Source organism: Bradyrhizobium sp. SEMIA (genome assembly GCF_014844175.1).
GTDB lineage: Bacteria > Pseudomonadota > Alphaproteobacteria > Rhizobiales > Xanthobacteraceae > Bradyrhizobium > Bradyrhizobium arachidis.
On the sequence record NZ_CP046601.1, the window covers coordinates 2,363,422 to 2,378,993 of the forward strand.

General features: G+C 64.9%; 15 protein-coding genes and 1 pseudogene. 10 read left to right on the forward strand and 6 right to left on the reverse strand.

The features are described from left to right. Positions 1 to 8: 8 nt before the first annotated feature. From secF to FOM02_RS11425, 4 genes and pseudogenes are all read left to right on the forward strand, one after another. Positions 9 to 1,028 carry a protein translocase subunit SecF gene (secF, locus tag FOM02_RS11410; RefSeq protein WP_027559317.1) on the forward strand — a complete coding sequence of 340 codons (1,020 nt, stop codon included), beginning with the start codon at positions 9 to 11 and terminating at the stop codon, positions 1,026 to 1,028. A gap of 60 nt (positions 1,029 to 1,088) precedes the next feature. Further along, entirely contained in the window at positions 1,089 to 1,472 is a 384-nt protein-coding gene (locus FOM02_RS11415) for an Mth938-like domain-containing protein (protein WP_027559316.1), read from the forward strand. Further along, on the forward strand, positions 1,469 to 2,329 hold the full coding sequence (locus FOM02_RS11420) for a phytoene/squalene synthase family protein (RefSeq protein ID WP_027559315.1): 861 nt from the start codon (positions 1,469 to 1,471) through the stop codon (positions 2,327 to 2,329). The genes FOM02_RS11415 and FOM02_RS11420 overlap by 4 nt, the downstream gene beginning before the upstream one ends. Before the next feature lie 45 nt (positions 2,330 to 2,374). Continuing rightward, positions 2,375 to 3,618 (forward strand): annotated as a pseudogene (locus tag FOM02_RS11425) (threonine ammonia-lyase). A 13-nt stretch (positions 3,619 to 3,631) separates the two neighbouring features. Here FOM02_RS11425 and FOM02_RS11430 read toward each other — a convergent pair. After that, on the reverse strand, positions 3,632 to 4,810 hold the full coding sequence (locus FOM02_RS11430) for an aminotransferase class V-fold PLP-dependent enzyme (RefSeq protein ID WP_027559313.1): 1,179 nt from the start codon (positions 4,808 to 4,810) through the stop codon (positions 3,632 to 3,634). A gap of 200 nt (positions 4,811 to 5,010) precedes the next feature. Between FOM02_RS11430 and FOM02_RS11435 the strand changes: the two genes are divergently transcribed. The 5 genes from FOM02_RS11435 to FOM02_RS11455 all read left to right on the forward strand — a co-directional run bounded on the left by FOM02_RS11435 (position 5,011) and on the right by FOM02_RS11455 (position 10,185). Then, positions 5,011 to 5,967 (forward strand): LysR family transcriptional regulator, encoded by a 957-nt coding sequence (locus tag FOM02_RS11435; protein WP_051378460.1) that lies wholly within the window; start codon positions 5,011 to 5,013, stop codon positions 5,965 to 5,967. Between the two features lie 113 nt (positions 5,968 to 6,080). Continuing rightward, complete coding sequence (locus FOM02_RS11440) at positions 6,081 to 7,274, forward strand: CaiB/BaiF CoA transferase family protein (RefSeq protein ID WP_027559311.1); 1,194 nt, start codon at positions 6,081 to 6,083, stop codon at positions 7,272 to 7,274. After that, positions 7,271 to 8,212 carry a hydroxymethylglutaryl-CoA lyase gene (locus FOM02_RS11445; RefSeq protein ID WP_027559310.1) on the forward strand — a complete coding sequence of 314 codons (942 nt, stop codon included), beginning with the start codon at positions 7,271 to 7,273 and terminating at the stop codon, positions 8,210 to 8,212. Before FOM02_RS11440 ends, FOM02_RS11445 begins: the two co-directional genes overlap by 4 nt. A 41-nt stretch (positions 8,213 to 8,253) precedes the next feature. Beyond that, positions 8,254 to 9,585, forward strand: coding sequence for an MFS transporter (locus FOM02_RS11450; RefSeq protein WP_027559309.1), 1,332 nt, complete (start codon positions 8,254 to 8,256; stop codon positions 9,583 to 9,585). A gap of 126 nt (positions 9,586 to 9,711) precedes the next feature. After that, complete coding sequence (locus FOM02_RS11455; protein ID WP_027559308.1) at positions 9,712 to 10,185, forward strand: VOC family protein; 474 nt, start codon at positions 9,712 to 9,714, stop codon at positions 10,183 to 10,185. 12 nt (positions 10,186 to 10,197) lie between these two features. Here the strand turns inward: FOM02_RS11455 and FOM02_RS11460 are convergent, their stop codons facing one another. The 4 genes from FOM02_RS11460 to FOM02_RS11475 form a co-directional block, all read right to left on the reverse strand. Beyond that, positions 10,198 to 10,752 carry a CAP domain-containing protein gene (locus FOM02_RS11460; protein WP_027559307.1) on the reverse strand — a complete coding sequence of 185 codons (555 nt, stop codon included), beginning with the start codon at positions 10,750 to 10,752 and terminating at the stop codon, positions 10,198 to 10,200. Positions 10,753 to 10,849: 97 nt separating this feature from the next. Continuing rightward, on the reverse strand, positions 10,850 to 11,944 hold the full coding sequence (locus FOM02_RS11465; RefSeq protein ID WP_027559306.1) for a serine/threonine protein kinase: 1,095 nt from the start codon (positions 11,942 to 11,944) through the stop codon (positions 10,850 to 10,852). A 7-nt stretch (positions 11,945 to 11,951) separates the two neighbouring features. Beyond that, on the reverse strand, positions 11,952 to 13,379 hold the full coding sequence (gene trmFO, locus FOM02_RS11470) for a methylenetetrahydrofolate--tRNA-(uracil(54)-C(5))-methyltransferase (FADH(2)-oxidizing) TrmFO (protein WP_027559305.1): 1,428 nt from the start codon (positions 13,377 to 13,379) through the stop codon (positions 11,952 to 11,954). Positions 13,380 to 13,504: 125 nt separating this feature from the next. Then, positions 13,505 to 13,657: a DUF1127 domain-containing protein gene (locus FOM02_RS11475; RefSeq protein WP_007590701.1), complete on the reverse strand. Its 153-nt coding sequence runs from the start codon at positions 13,655 to 13,657 to the stop codon at positions 13,505 to 13,507. A gap of 664 nt (positions 13,658 to 14,321) precedes the next feature. Here FOM02_RS11475 and FOM02_RS11480 point away from each other — a divergent pair. Beyond that, positions 14,322 to 14,648, forward strand: coding sequence for a hypothetical protein (locus tag FOM02_RS11480; protein ID WP_027559304.1), 327 nt, complete (start codon positions 14,322 to 14,324; stop codon positions 14,646 to 14,648). 73 nt (positions 14,649 to 14,721) lie between these two features. Here FOM02_RS11480 and FOM02_RS11485 read toward each other — a convergent pair whose 3' ends face one another. Next, a complete protein-coding gene (locus tag FOM02_RS11485; protein WP_027559303.1) occupies positions 14,722 to 15,546 on the reverse strand; it encodes a lytic murein transglycosylase in 825 nt (274 codons plus the stop codon). Between the last annotated feature and the right edge of the window lie 26 nt (positions 15,547 to 15,572).

The window sequence follows — 15,572 nt, forward strand, 5'->3', positions numbered from 1 at the left end:
GCCTGATCGTGACTCACACCGTTCTCATCGGGCTCGGCGTCCTCATTGCCATTCTCACCGTGGTCGCGGCGCTTGGCCTGTTGCCGTCGCTGCGCATCGTTCCGGACAACACGCATTTCGACTTCACGCGCTTCCGCCGCATCAGCTTCCCGATCTCGGCGGTGCTGTCGATCGTCGCGATCACGCTGTTCTTCACCCACGGCCTGAACCTCGGTATCGACTTCAAGGGCGGCACGCTGCTCGAGGTGAAGGCGAGGTCCGGCACTGCCGACATCGCGGCGATGCGCACCACGCTCGACGCCCTGGGTCTTGGCGAAGTCCAGTTGCAGCAGTTCGGCGGCCCCGAGAACGTCCTGATCCGTGTTGCGGAACAGCCAGGGGGCGACGCCGCGCAGCAGGCAGCCCTGCAGAAGCTTCGTGGCGCGCTCGGCGAGAGCGTCGACATTCAGCGCACCGAGGTGCTCGGTCCGCGCGTCGCCGGAGAGCTTTTGGCCTACGGTATGCTCGGCCTGATGCTCGCGATCGTCGCGATCCTGATCTATCTCTGGTTCCGCTTCGAATGGCAGTTCGCGTTGGGCGCCATGATCGCCAACGTGCACGACATCGTGCTGACGATCGGCTTCATGTCGATCAGCCAGGTCGATTTCGACCTGACCAGCATCGCCGCGCTGCTGACGATTCTGGGCTATTCGCTCAACGACACCGTCGTCATCTACGACCGTATCCGCGAGATGCTGCGCCGCTACAAGAAGATGCCGATGCCGCAGCTGCTCAACGAGTCCATCAACTCGACGCTGTCGCGCTCGATCATCACCCACGTCACGGTGACATTGGCGCTGCTGGCGCTGCTACTGTTTGGCGGTCACGCCATTCACAGCTTCACCGCGGTGATGATGTTCGGCGTCGTGCTGGTCGGTACCTACACCTCGATCTTCATCGCGGCTCCGATCCTGATCTATCTCGGCGTCGGCGAGCACCGCGAGGATGCGCCCGATACGGCTGCGCCGGCGAAGAAAACCAAGGCGTGATCCGAACCCTATGCCCTCGCACGAGTTTGCGAGGGTAGTCAGCCCATTCGGACGAAGTTCATGGCCGGCGATCCCAACGCTCCGCATTTCCCGCGCTCGGCGCCGATCGAGGCTTATGGCAAGGGCGGTTTCGCCTTTGCCGGCATGTCGCATCGCGGCTCGCTGCTCTGCCTGCCCGACGCGATCTGGGCCTGGGACGTGACGGATCCCGCCAAGATCGACCGCTATTCGCTGGACCGGGTGTTCGCGGCCGCCAACGGCATCGACACGCTGCTGATCGGTACCGGAACCGGGCTCTGGCTGCCGCCGCCGGAGCTGCGCCAGGCGCTCAAGGCGGTGAGGGTGGTGCTGGACACGATGCAGACCGGTCCAGCCGTGCGCACCTACAACATTATGATCGGCGAACGGCGCCGTGTCGCGGCCGCGCTGATCGCCGTGCCATGAGCAGCGCCGCGCCGCCGGACACCGTGACTTACTGCGCCGATCTGCTGCGCGGCCATGACTTTCCGCGCTATGCCGCGACGCTGTTCGTGCCTGCCGCCGAGCGCCGCGCGCTGCTGGCACTCTATGCCTTCAACGTCGAGATCGTCCGCGTCCGCGACCAGGTGAGCCAGCCCTTGCCGGGCGAGATCCGCTTTCAATGGTGGACCGATCTGCTCGCGGGCCATGTCCATGGCAGCGCCGAGGGCAATCCCGTGGCGGCAGAGCTGCTCCGCGCGATCCGCGATTTCGACCTGCCGGTCGAACCACTGTCGCTGCTCGTCGACGAGCACCAGTTCGATCTCTACAACGATCCGATGCCGACCACGACGGCGCTGGAAGGCTATCTGGCAGCGACCTCGTCGGCGCTGTTTGCACTCGCGGCCCGCATCATGGCGCCGCCTTCGGACGCGGCCGAGCATCTCGCCCGTCACGCCGGGCTGGCGCAGGGCATCGCGCAGGTCATCGCGAACCTGCCGCGTGATGCGGCGCACCGGCAATTGTTCCTGCCCCAGCAGGTGCTGGCGCGCCACAATTGCAACATGGAGGACGTGTTCGCCGGCAAGGACACGCCGAACCTGCGTGCCGTGCTGGACCAGCTCACGGGCGAAGCGCAGCAGCATCTGGCGACGGCGCTATCGCTGCTGGCGGAGCTGCCAACCGCGGCCCGGCCAGCCTTTCTGCCGCTCGGGCTGGTGCGGGCCGATCTCAAGCGCCTGGCGCAGCCAGCGCGCAATCCGTTTACGCCGCAGCCGGCCTCGCGGCTGCGCACGCTGTGGACGCTATGGCGTGCCTCGCGCTCCCGGGAATTTACCAAATAGCGGCCGGCTTATCGCCTGAGCCGGCTAAATGCTCTATGCTGTCCTATGGCTGAGTTGTCCCAAAACATGTCCGCGGATCTCGGTAGCTATCCGGTCACACCTCGCGACATCCATGCCGCCGCCGAGACCATCCGCGGCGCCGTCGTCGAGACGCCCTGCAGCTACAGCCGCACGCTGAGCAACATCTGCGGCTGCGACATCTGGCTGAAATTCGAGAACCTGCAGTTCACCTCCTCGTTCAAGGAGCGCGGCGCGCTCAACCGGCTCACCGCGCTGACGCCGGAAGAGCGTGCGCGCGGCGTCGTCGCGATGTCGGCGGGCAACCACGCCCAGGGCGTCGCTTATCATGCGAGGCGCTCGGCATTCCCGCCACCATCGTGATGCCTGTGGGCACGCCGATGGTGAAGATCGAGAACACCAGGCACCATGGCGCCGAAGTGGTGGTCACGGGCGAAACTCTGGAAGAGGCGGCGGCGTTTGCGCGCAGCCATGGCGAAGCCCGCGGCATGATCTTCGTCCATCCTTACGACGATCCGCTGGTGATCGCGGGCCAGGGCACCGTTGGCCTTGAGATGCTCAAGGCCGTGCCGGGGCTCGATACGCTGGTCGTCCCGATCGGCGGCGGCGGGCTGATCAGCGGCATCGCCATCGCCGCCAAGTCGATCAAGCCGTCGCTGCGCATCCTGGGCGTCGAAGCCTGGCTCTATCCCTCGATGTACAACGCCATCCACGACGGCAATCTGCCGGCACGCGGCGACACGCTCGCCGAAGGCATCGCGGTGAAGTCGCCGGGTAAGATCACCACCGAGATCGTCCGCGGCCTCGTCGACGACATCGCGCTCGTGAACGAAGCCGAGCTCGAGCGCGCGGTCGCGACCCTGATCTCGATCGAGAAGACGGTCGTCGAGGGCGCCGGCGCCGCCGGCCTTGCCGCGCTGATGTCCGATCCCTCCCGCTTCGCCGGCGAGAAAGTTGGCCTGGTGCTGAGCGGCGGCAACATTGATACGCGGCTGATCGCATCCGTTCTCACCCGCGAGCTCGCGCGCGAGGGGCGGCTGACCCAGTTGTCGCTCGATATCCCCGACAGGCCCGGGCAGCTCGCTGCGGTGGCGGGGCTGCTGGCCGAGGCTGGCGCCAACATCATCGAGGTTTCGCATCAGCGGACCTTCTCCGACCTGCCGGCCAAGGCGACCCTGCTGCAACTCGTCATCGAGACCCGCGACGCCGCGCATCTCGACGAGGTCATGGCGAGGCTCAGTGCATCCGGACTGAGCGCGCGCTGCACCTGAGCAGTGCGCGCCGCTACCGCGCCGCCAAACCCGCGAGGTGATCGACAAGCCGATCGATCTCGGCTTCCGTGTTGTAGTAATGCGGGGATGCGCGCACGAGCGGCGGCAGCGCGCGGATTTCGGCGTCGATGCGGGTGCTCGCCGGATCCGAAGCGCCGATGGCGATGCCGGCCGCAGCGGCGCTGCGGACGATGGCATCCGCTTCATGCCCCTCCATCGTGAAGCTGACGATCGCGCCCGGCGTGCGGCCGAGGTCACGAATTGTGACGCCACGAATGGATGCAAGGCCGGCACGCAGGCGATCGGCGAGCAGGTGGCAGCGCTGCTCGATCGGGCCAAGACCGATATCGAGGGCGTAGTCCACGGCAGCGCCCAGCCCCAGCCGGGCCGCGTAGTTGTTCTCCCAGGTCTCGAAACGGCGCGCATCGTCGCGCAGCCGGTATTCATTCCGTGCGACCCACGGCGCCGCGAAATGGTCGATCATCGGCGGTTCGAGCTGCTGCAGCAGCGCGCGGCGGACATAGAGAAAGCCGGTGCCGCGCGGGCCGCGCAGGAATTTGCGCCCCGTCGCCGACAGCATGTCGCAGCCGATGGCCTCGACATCGACCTCCATCTGGCCGACGGCCTGGCAGGCATCGAGCAAGTAGGGAACGCCGTGCTCCCGCGCAATCTTGCCGATCGCCGCCGCGGGATTGACCAGCCCGCCATTGGTCGGGACCCAGGTGATCGCGATCAGCTTCACGCGCGCGTCAATCATGCGTTCGAGCGCGGCGACATCGAGCTCTCCGCTGGCATCGCTCGGCACGATATCGATCGTCGCGCCAGTTCGTTTCGCGACTTGAAGAAACGCGACATAGTTGGCGGCATATTCCGCTTCGGCGGTGAGGATCCGATCGCCCTGGCGAAATGGAAGCGAATAGAACGCCATCTGCCAGGCGACCGTCGCGTTCTCCATGAGGGCGACCTCGTCGGGCGCCGCATTCAGCAGGCGTGCGACCGAGCCGTAAACCGCATCGAGCTGTTCGGCCTCGCGGTCGGCGGCGGCATAGCCTCCGATCTCGCTCTCCAGATCAATATGCTGCTTCATGGCATTGACGACGGCGGTCGGCATGAGAGCCGCTCCGGCATTGTGGAGGTACGCGAGCCGGCCGGCGGCCGGCGTGTCGGCACGAATCTGGTCGATGTCGATCAAGTGCTGGTCTCCGCCACTGCTATCCCGGTCATTTGAATTAGGCGCGATCACAAGCGCGAGCAAGCGATGCGCCGCTTGGAACAAAATCGCAGATTGCTGCCTCCTATTGGTATCAGATTCCAAACCGGAGGGCGCCCGCCCCGGATTTTGAGAAATCCATGGGCGCCGAACGCGATATCCTCCCGGATGAGAAACCGACCATGCAAGAGAAATCGCAATCGTCGCGCCCAGCGAGCGGGGCGGCCAAGATCAACATCGCCCGACGGATCGACCTCACGACCCTCAGGCTGTTCATCGCCATTTGCGAAGAGGGCAATCTGACGCGCGCCTCCCAGCGCGAGGCGATCGCGCCGTCGGCCGTCAGCAAGCGCATGCATGACCTTGAGGAGATGCTCGAGGTCGCCCTGTTCGAGCGGCATCCCAACGGCATGGCGCTGACGCCGGCCGGCGAATCGCTGCTGCATCATGCGCGGGTGACCTTGCTCAACGTCGAAAAGATCGCCGTCGACATGGCCGAGCACGCGAGGGGTGTGCGCGGGCATGTGCGGATGCTGGCCAATCTGTCGTCGATCGTCGAGTTCCTTCCCGACGATCTGCCCGGCTTCTTCCGCGCGCACGAGCTGGTGCGCCTCGACCTTCAGGAGCGTCCGAGCGCCGATGTCGTTCGGGGCGTCGAGGAGGGCGTAGCCGAGATTGGCATCTGCTCGGCGGATGTCTCGACCCGCGGGCTGGAGCGGTTCGCCTACCGGCGGGATCGCCTCGTCATCGTGGTGCGCACGGATCATCCGCTTGCGGGCGCGACGGACGTGTCGTTCGCCGATACGCTCGACTACGACCATGTCGGCCTGTTTGCGACCAGCTCGATCTATCTTCGTTCGCACTACACCGCACAGCAGATCGGCAAGTCGATCCGGCTGCGAGTCCATGTGCCGGGTTTCGATGCGGTGTGCCGGATGGTGCAGGCCGGCATGGGCATCGGCCTCATTCCGGACCGTGCGTTCGAGGTCCTCAGTCACGGCATGAACCTGACGGCGATCGAGCTGACGGACGACTGGGCCGATCGCGAGCTGGTGCTGGTCGCGCGAGATCCGGCAGGATTGTCGGCGACGAGCCAGCTGATGCTCGAGCATCTGCGATCGCCTGGCAGGCCGCATTGACGCCGGCCTCAACCTCGTTCGTCGTCCGCGAACGCGTGTTCATCAAAGGATATTGGACATAAGACCCTGCGCTCGGCGACACCACGATCAAAGAAGATCGAGGAGCGCCGAACGTGGACGGACCACTATCAGGAATACGGGTCGTCGAACTCGGAACATTGATCGCTGCGCCATTTGCTGCGCGGCTATTCGCCGAGTTCGGCGCTGAGGTCATCAAGATCGAGCAGCCCGGCAGCGGTGATCCCTTGCGCACATGGCGCAAGCTGCATCAGGGCACCTCGCTCTGGTGGTATCTGCAATCGCGCAACAAGAAGTCGATCGCGATCGATCTGAAATCGCCGGATGGACGCGACGTGGCGCTGCGGCTGGCCGCGCAAGCCGATGTCGTGATCGAGAATTTCAAGCCGGGGAGCCTCGAGAAACTTGGCCTCGGCTGGGATGTGCTGTCGAAGCTCAACCCCGACCTTACGCTGGTGCGCATCTCCGGCTATGGGCAGACCGGGCCTTATCGCGACCGCTCCGGGTTCGGTGCAATCGGCGAGGCCATGGGCGGACTGCGCTTCACCACGGGTGATCCGGACAGTCCGCCGGCCCGCGTCGGCATCAGCATCGGCGACAGCCTCGCCTCGCTCCACGGCGTGATCGGTGCGCTGATGTCGCTGCTGCGCGTCAAGACCGGGCAGGGGCGAGGGCAGGTCGTCGACGTCTCGCTCTACGAGAGCGTGTTCAATCTGATGGAGAGCCTCGTCCCCGAATATGATCTCATGGGGCACGTCCGGACCCGCACCGGCGGGGCCCTCCCGGGCATCAGTCCCTCAAATACGTATCCGAGCTCCGATGGCCGCCACGTCGTCATCGCCGGCAATAGTGATGCGATCTTCAAGCGCTTGATGCAGGTGGTCGGCCGTCCGGACCTTGCCGACGATCCGGCGCTCGCCAGCAATGACGGACGCGTCCGCAGCAACGCCTTGCTCGATGCCGCCATCGCCGCGTGGACGTCGGAGCGGACGATGGACGAGATCCTCGCGCGCCTCGATGCGGCTGATGTTCCTGCGGGCCGGATCTATTCGGTCGCCGATATCGTTGACGATCCCCACTACGCCGCCCGCGACATGATCCTGCCGACCGAGCTGCCGGGCGACGTCACCGTGAAGATGCCGGGCATCGCGCCAAAGCTCTCCGACACGCCCGGCGCGGTCAGATGGTCCGGCCCGACGCTGGGACAGCACACCGACGAGGTGCTGACGGCCCTTGGCCTGCAGCCTGCCGATATCGCGCAGCTGCGCCGCAGCGGAGCGGTGCAATGATGGCAACACCGCCCGATATCATGATCCAGGAGGTGGCCCCGCGCGACGGCCTCCAGATCGAGGCGCAATGGGTCGAGACCAGCGACAAGGTTCGGCTCATCAATTCGCTGTCCGCGATCGGCTTCGGCCGCATCGAGGTCTCGTCGTTCGTGTCGCCGGCCGCGGTCCCGTCGCTGCGCGACGCGGCGGACGTCTTCGCCGGCATCGAACGCCGTCCGGGCACGATCTACACGGCGCTCGTGCCGAACCGGAAGGGCGCCGAGCTGGCGGTGGCGGCCCGCGCTGACGAACTGAATTTCGTGATGTCTGCGAGCGAGACGCACAATCGCGCCAACATGAACATGACGCACGCGCAATCGCTCGCTGCGCTCGCCGAGACCGTGAAGCCGGCCCATGCCGGTGGTGCCATGGTCAACGCCACGGTTGCGACCGGGTTCGGCTGTCCGTTCGAGGGCGTTCAGCCGTTCAAGAAGGTTCTCGACATCGTCAAACGCTATCTCGACCTCGGTGTCGACGGCGTCACGCTTGCCGATACCACGGGCATGGCCAATCCCAACCAGGTCTCGCAGCTGGTGGCCGAGGTCCTGATGCTCGTCCCCGCGGACATGCTCACGCTTCACTTCCACAACACGCGCGGGCTCGGACTGGTCAATGTCCTCGCGGCCCACGACACCGGCGCGCGCCGCTTCGATGCGGCCCTCGGCGGTCTCGGTGGATGTCCATTTGCGCCGGGCGCCACCGGCAATGTCTGTACCGAAGACCTCGTCAATCTCTGCCATGAGATCGGCTTGCGGACCGGTCTCGATCTGCAGCGCTTGATCGATCTGTCGTTACGATTGCCCGGACTGGTTGGACATGAGGTGCCGGGGCAGGTCGCCAAGGCCGGCCGTCCTCTCGATCTGCATCCCATACCCGAACGACTGCGGCGCTCTGGCTGAGCGGCCGCCAATCAAAATCTTAAAGCAAATTGGAGGAAACCATGACGATTGCAACGGCGACGACGGCCGACCTCGATACTGGAATTACCGAGCATCAAGTCATCAAGAAGATCGCGTGGCGGCTGATGCCGCTGATCATCGTCTGCTACTTCTTCGCGTTCTTCGATCGCGTCAACATCAGCTTCGCCAAGGCCGCATTGCAGGCCGATCTCGGCCTCAGCAACACGGCTTACGGATTTGGCGCCAGCCTGTTCGTCGTCGGCTATGTGCTGCTGGAAGTGCCGAGCAACATGCTGCTCTATCGTTTCGGCGCACGGCGCTGGATCGCCCGCATCATGATCTCCTGGGGCCTGGCGACGGCCGCCATGGTCTTCGTCAACAGCGAGTGGCAGTTCTACGCGCTGCGCTTTGTGATCGGCGCGATGGAAGCCGGCTTTGCGCCCGGCATTCTCTATTATCTGACACTGTGGTTTCCAAAATCGCATCGCGGCCGCATGACGTCCGTGTTCTTTCTCGCCACCGCATTCTCGGGAATCATCGGCGCACCGATCTCGGGTCTCATCCTCAATTATCTGCACGGGCTGCATGGCCTCGCCGGCTGGCAGTGGCTGTTCCTGGCCGGCGGCATTCCTTGCGTCGCGCTCGGCATCGTCGTGTTATTGCGCTTCGATGACGGGATCGAGCAGGCCGAATGGCTGAGCGATGACGAGCGGCGGCTGATCTCGGGGCAGCTGGATCGCCAGAAGGGCGAAATCGGCGAGCATTCGGCGTGGCGCTCCTTGCTCATGCCCGGCGTGCTGTTGCTCGGCTTCATCTACTTCCTGATCCAGATCGCGTCCTACGGCCTTAATTTCTGGGCGCCCGATCTGATCAAGGCGGCCGGCGGTGGCAGCGCGGCTGCGATTGGCTTCCTCACGGCGGTGCCCTACATCTGCGGCGCCATCTGCATGATCGTGGTCGGGCGATTGTCGGATGCCTCGGGCGAGCGCCCGAAGTTCGTCGCGGGCCTGATCCTGGCCGCAGCGGTCGGCTTCTTCGCGTCCGGCGCATTCGACCGGAACGTGGTCACGCTGGTTGGCGCGCTCGCGATCCTTGGCGGTGGTGTGGTTGCGGCCATTCCAACCTTCTGGACGTTGCCTCCGAAGATTCTCGCCGGCGCCGGCGCAGCGAGCGGGATCGCGCTCATCAATACGCTGGGGCAGGTTGGCGGCATCGTCAGCCCGGTCATGGTCGGGTCGGTGAAGGACTGGACCGGCAGCACGACGCCCGCGCTCTACGTCATCGGTGGTTTGTGCGCGCTCTGTGCAGTCCTGTTGCTGACGGTGCTGCCGCGCGACTTGAAAGCCAAGGATTTGGCGGAACCAGCACGGTAGGGCTGCGGCAATCGGCGCGCCTTGGTGGCGCGCATCCAAGAGGGTATCTAGCGTGAAGAAGATCGCGCCACTATCCGTTCTCAACGAATGTCGGTGCGATCGTCTTGAAACCGAAGGGGATACACGATGGCGAAGAACACGATTTGCCTCTGGTACGACAGGGATGCCGAGGCGGCTGCCCGCTTCTACGCCGCGACGTTCCCCGACAGCACGGTGAGTGCCGTACACCGCGCGCCGAGCGACTATCCGTCTGGCAAGGCTGGCGACGTGCTCACGGTCGAGTTCACCGTCGCCGGCGTCGCCTGTCTCGGCCTCAACGGTGGGCCGATCTTCAAGCACAACGAAGCCTTCTCATTCCAGATCGCCACCGACGATCAGGAGGAGACCGACCGCTATTGGAACGCCATCGTCGGCAATGGCGGGCAGGAGAGCGCCTGCGGCTGGTGCAAGGACCGATGGGGCGTTTCCTGGCAGATCACGCCGCGCATGCTGACCGAAGCGCTTGCCGCCGGTGGTGCCGAGGCCAAGCGCGCGTTCGATGCGATGATGGAGATGACGAAGATCGACGTCGCAGCGATCGAGGCCGCGCGCCGCGGCTGAAATCGTCCGACCTCAGATGCAGAGGCTGAGCAGCTTGACGTGGCAGCCGCTGGATTTAGGCTTGCTCGCGGGTGCAGTCTCGCGCTTCACGGCGACCAGCGGCTCCTTATCTTTATTCTTCTTCTTGCCCTTGGGCTCGTAATCGCCGGCGATCACCATCGCCCAATAGGTGCGCTTGCCGCTGGCGTTCTTGGCACTGGCGATGCCGACACGGGAGGCGTTGTGCAGCAACAGGTTCTTGCGGTGCCCGGAGGAGTCGATCCACTGTCCGAGCGTCTTCTCGAAATTGTCGTAGCCATAGGCGATGTTCTCGGCGGCGCGGCCCGCGCCGGCCGGGGCGACGCGCCGGTTGAACGGGCCGAGGGCATCATGGCTGAGGTCGTCCTTCGCCGCCATCGCGCGCGCCTGGTCCATGGCGATGCGGTCCAGCGTTGCGTCGCGGACGACGCGGACTTCACCGTGCTTGAGGCGGAAGCTCGAGATCTGCTCGGCCGGAGACTCGGCCATGGCCGGGGCGGCCACCAGCAGCAGAAGGCTGGCGATCAGGCCGCCAACCACACCATGCATCGTCGTCCCCCGCGTCCCCATGATTCCGCCAAAGCCTGCCTTCGTTCGACCGCTTCTCTATTGCCAATGTGGACGCTTCAAGGCACAGGGCCCCGCGCTAGGTGGTTGGCAGGTCCGCCTCGAAATTGAAGCGGTCGCGTAGGTTCTTGCGCTGCTCCAGGATGTCCTTGAGGAAGGCGCGATCCTGGTCGTTCCTCATCATCGGCTCGATCAGGTCGAGCTGGTTCATGGCGACCAGCTGCAGGATCTCCGTGCGCGGCTTGCCGCTGGGATCGCGCGGAAGGGCGTGCACGACCTGGATGTGTTCCGGCGGCTTCGGGCCTCTCGCGGCGGTCAGCTCGTTGCGGAGCTGGCCTTCGAGCGTGGCCTGATCGGCCTCGACGAAGGCATAGAGCCCGACGCCCGAGCGGCGGTCGGCGAAGGCGACGATGGCGGTATCGCGCACGGCGGGATTCTTGCGGATCAGCTCGGCCAGCACCGGCGCATCGTTGACGAGCCGGCGGCCGCCGCCCTCGCGGTCGGTGAAGTTGAACAGGCCGCGGGTGATGGCGCGATAGACCTTCTTGCCGGTGGCAAGCCACAGGCTCGCGGCGAACGACTTCTTCGCAAGGACCTTTCGCTCGCGCGGAGTCAGCGCCTCGGGCGCGTAGGAGCGCTTGTGCTTGAGCAGATGCCTGAGGTCTTCATAGGCGAGGATGCGATAGAGCCGGCCGCGCCGTTTGAAGCACGCTGCGAGCTGGAAGTCGGTCACGTAAGCGAGGCCGTCGCGGCCGACCAGCCAGTTCTGTTCCTTGGCGAGATCGTTGTGGCAGATGCCGGCGCGGCGCAGCCGGCGCAGCACCGCCTTGGCCGAGCGAAAATAGGCGAGGTCGCCATGGGGCTTTGCCAGATGCAGCGCGACGCCGTCGACGAAGCCACGCACGAGCGCGCGGCGTCCGGCCCACAGCAGCTCGGGGCCGACGTTCAGGCCCTTTGCGAGCGCCAGCGCATGCTTCTCGCGCGCGAACAGATGGCGCGCCAGCAGGAAGGACCACCATGGCACTTCATCGAGCCGGCGCAGCACCGCGTCAACCTCGCCGTTCTCGCCGCGGAAGCGGCCGCGCTCGACGGTCGAGAACACGTCGCGCTTGAGCAGAACGCCCTCGGTCCAGCGCGCCGACAAGGTCGCGGCGTCGTCTTTGGGGAGGCTCATCTGAAACTCACGCCGCGGTGGCAATGCGCAGGTGATCGGCGATCCAGCGATCGAGATCGGCGAGCGCCCGCGCACTCATCGCTTGCTTCTTGGCCACCGTCTTCTCGTTGCCGCGCAGCCGCGTGCCGTCCGGTTTCTTGGTCGGTGCGCTCGCGAGCGGCGGAAACAGGCCGAAATTGATGTTCATCGGCTGGAACGAGCGGGTACCCGGCTCGATGGTTTCGATGTGGCCGCCAGTGATGTGGCCGAGCAACGATCCCAGCGCCGTGGTGCCCGGCGGGCTCGCCAGCGTCTCGCCGCGGGCGTCGGCTGCCGCGTAGAGGCCGGCGATCAGGCCGACGCTGGCGGATTCCACGTAGCCCTCGCAGCCCGTCATCTGGCCGGCGAAGCGCAGCCGCGGCTGCGCGCGCAGGCGCAGCTGGCCGTCGAGCAGCTTTGGCGAGTTGAGGAAGGTGTTGCGATGCAGGCCGCCGAGGCGGGCAAACTCGGCCTTCTCCAGCCCGGGAATGGTGCGGAAGATGCGCTGCTGCTCACCATATTTCAGCTTCGTCTGGAAGCCGACGATGTTGTAGAGCGTGCCGAGCTTGTTGTCCTGGCGCAGCTGCACGATCGCGTACGCCTTGGTGGCGGGATCGTGCGGGTTGGTGAGGCCGACCGGCTTCATTGGGCCGTGGCGCAGGGTCTCGGGGCCGCGCTCCGCCATCACCTCGATCGGCAGGCAGCCGTCGAAATAGGGCGTGTTGGTCTCCCACTCCTTGAACTCGGTCTTCTCGCCGGCGATCAGCGCGCCGACGAAGCCGTCATACTGCTCCTTGGTCATTGGGCAGTTGATGTAGTCGGCGCCGTTGCCGCCGGGGCCGACCTTGTCGTAGCGCGACTGGAACCAGGCTACCGACATGTCGATGGACTCGCGATGCACGATCGGCGCGATCGCGTCGAAGAAGGCGAGCGCGTTCTCGTCGGTCAGCTCGCGGATGGCATCGGCGAGGGGGGCAGAGGTGAGGGGACCGGTCGCAACGATGACGTTGCTCCAGTCGGCCGGCGGCAGGCCCGCGATCTCGCCGCGGGCGATCTCGATCAGGGGGTGGTCGTTCAGCGCCTTGGTGACGGCGGCCGAGAAGCCGTCGCGGTCGACCGCGAGCGCGCCGCCGGCGGGCACCTGGTTGGCGTCAGCCGCGCGCATGATCAGCGAGTCGAGCCGGCGCATCTCCGCATGCAGCAGGCCGACGGCGTTGTTGGCGGCGTCGTCCGAGCGGAACGAATTGGAGCAGACGAGCTCGGCCAGACCGTCGGTGCGGTGCGCCTCGGTCATGCGGGTCGGCCGCATCTCATGCAGCACGACGGGCACGCCGGATTTCGCCACCTGCCAGGCGGCCTCGGAACCGGCAAGGCCGGCACCGATCACGTGCACGATGTTCGATTGGGGTCCTGTCATGGGGCGGACAGGTAGCGCTTTTCGGCGCAGAGTGGAATCGCCGAGATCGAGTTTTCTGCCATCAGAAACGACAACGCCCGCACGAGGCGGGCGCTATCGGTTCGTCCGGTAAGGGCTGAACGATATCAGCCCTGATACTGACCGGCGGCAACGCGCGGGATGTCCGAGCGATCGAGGCCGATGTCGGCCAGTTCGCGATCGCTGAGCTGGGACAGCTCGGCAACATTGCGCTGATAGTCCCGGAAAGCCTGGATCATGCGGATGAGCGAGAGCAGCATTGGTAGTCTCCTGTAGTTCGATTCAGCCTTTCCCAAGGCCTCATCGTTGAAATGAATATAGATGAGAGTGGTGCACTGCGAAAGTTCCGATGTTGCGATGCAGCTAAGCGTCGGATGCATAGCGCCGGTAACGGACGATTAACCCGGAGGCAAGCTCGCACAAGAGTGGGCGAGCGAGACGTCAGATTGTCATAAATGTCCGTGAATACACGGGCTTATGATTACAATCGCGGTTCCCTTCGAGACCGAAATAAGTCGTGTTCCCCTCCCACGCAAGGCGACCGGTCAGCTACTGGGCCCAAGTCTCGCATGCGCGAATCGCATGTGTGGTTGAGTCTAAAGAATGAACATTAATTCATTATAAGGGGCGGGCTGAGCACGAGCAGACAGCTCCTCGATGGGGCGCCACCACCGATTCGTCAGCTCTTTAGCCGGTGGGCCGAACGACGGAGACCAAGGAACCGGCAGGGACAGAGGGAGCTGATCCGGGCGTGGTTCGCGTCTTGACCTCTCCCGGCGCGGTGCGCACACGTCAGGGGTGTGGTTTTATTACCAAGTTGTAATGAAAATCAGAAATTTCGCATGCGCCTCTGCGCAGCGCGCAACATCACGCAATTCTCGCGGGGAATTTATTGCGGCAAGTTGCCGCGCCCGGAGGAAAGTCATGCCGCAGATTCCGGCAATGTCGCTGGATCTGTCTCAAGAACAAGAGAAGGAAAGTAACATCATGACGAAGTTACTCGGGGTTATCGCAATTGCCGCCGTCGCATTCGCCGTCGCGCCGGCCCAGGCCGCCAAGCACGCCATGGGCGGCTGCAGCTCGGCCAATCTGGAGAAGACCGAAACCGCGATCGAAGCCATGGCCGACGGCGACAGCAAGTTCGTCGCGCAGAAGGAGATCGCTGCGGCGCAGGACGCGCTCCTCAATGGCAAGATGGGTGTGTGCGGAGCGCATTTGAACAAGGCGATGCACGCCACCATGGGCAAGTAAACGGGTAGGTAAACGCACTCAAGAGAGGGCCGGTCGCCGGGCGATCGGCCCTATGCGTTTGCAGAGTGTTGTCTTAAGGAGCGCGCGCGAGCTGAGTGGCGAAATAGGCCACGGTCTTCGAATAGACCTCGCTCTTGTTCCACTGCTGGAGCACCGCGAAGTTCGGGCTGCCGGGCTGCCAATCCTTACCCTTCTGCCAGCCATACCCGGCGAGATAATTGGCGGTGGACGCCAGCACATCGGGCGCATTGTGCAGGAGATCGCGCTTGCCGTTGCCGTCGAAGTCGACGGCATATTTCATCCAGGACGACGGCATGAACTGGGTCTGACCGAGCTCGCCGGCCCAGGCGCCCTTCATGTCGCCGGGCGCCAGGTCGCCGCGCTGGACGATGCGCAGCGCATCCATCAGCTCAGCACGAAATTGCTCGGAACGCCGGCAGTCATAGGCCAGCGTCGCCAGCGAGCGGATGGTGGCGAACTTGCCGGTGTTGACGCCGAAATCGGTCTCGAGCCCCCAGATCGCGACCAGCACCTCGCCGGGCACGCCGTAGGTCTGCTCGATCCGCGAGAGCACCGAGCCGTATTGCTTCATCATGTTGGAGCCGCGCGTCATCCGCGGCGGCACCATGCGGCCGGAAAACTCTTCAAAAGTCTGGGTGAAGACCTTTTGCGACTTGTCACGATTGAGCACGCTCTGGTCGAGCGTCACGCCGGCAAGCCCGGCGGTGATGGCCTGCTGCGAGATGCCCTTGGCCGCAGCGTCGGCTTTGAAGTCGGCAAGCCAGGCGTCGAAATTGCCGGAGCCGCAGGCGACCGCGGCAAGCGCTGGCTGGGCGGACAGGATGGACGCGGAGAGGGCGAGGGCTGCGAGAGCGAGACGAGAAATCGTCGGGGTCATCAGATGAAATAGATTCCGTGAAGTGA